The sequence below is a fragment of the Brevibacillus sp. MCWH genome (assembly GCF_013096935.1).
Lineage (GTDB): Bacteria > Bacillota > Bacilli > Brevibacillales > Brevibacillaceae > Brevibacillus > Brevibacillus aydinogluensis.
In genome coordinates this window covers 1-647 of record NZ_SDLF01000085.1, presented here as the reverse complement: position 1 = coordinate 647, position 647 = coordinate 1, and the positions used below count along the sequence as shown (strand labels likewise).

The window sequence follows — 647 nt, the reverse complement described above, 5'->3', positions numbered from 1 at the left end:
TTCCCAGTTGTTCACTAATTTGTTTGAGGTTAAGTCCTTTAGACTTAAGCTCCTGTGCTTTTTTAAACCATTCAGCCATAATTTTTTACCTTCCTCTCCACCCTTTACTTTTATAAATTTGTTCTTTATGAAAAGAGGAGGGGTGGGAAGGTTTATCAATATAAAAAAATAGGCGAGAGAACTATTTTATCCCGCCATTTTTAATTTATTTACTTAACTTCTTTAATATCTACGATTACTTCTCCTTTAGGAACAGGTAGTAATTTTTTTCCTTTAGAAAGTCTAGGTAGTTCCACAACTTCTTTCATATCAATTTCTTCAATTGTAGATTTTAGAAATACTTTAAACTTTTCAGTTCCTTTAACTGTACGAATTAAGGAAATAGATTCATTCTCTTCTAATGATATAATTCTTAAAGGTTTAGAGCCTCTAGTCATTGTTTTAAAATTATCTAATGTACATTTCTTTCCTGTACCTTTATCAGTTAAACAAAAGATAAATTTGTCTGAAGGATTCACAATGTCCATACCTATAATAAATTCATCTTCTGTTAATTCAATAGATTTAATACCTCCTGCCATACGATTTGTTTCTTTAACTTCTTCTGTTGAAAATCTAGCTCCAAAACCTTTATTTTTATAGACGAA

The 647-nt window shown here is 29.5% G+C and carries 1 protein-coding gene; it reads right to left on the bottom strand.

Translation table 11 applies throughout. From position 1 onward, the window contains the following. Positions 1-209: 209 nt before the first annotated feature. Positions 210-647, bottom strand: a 438-nt coding sequence (locus ETC00_RS19465) for a DNA gyrase C-terminal beta-propeller domain-containing protein (protein ID WP_171567702.1), incomplete at its 5' end; no start/stop codon positions are given.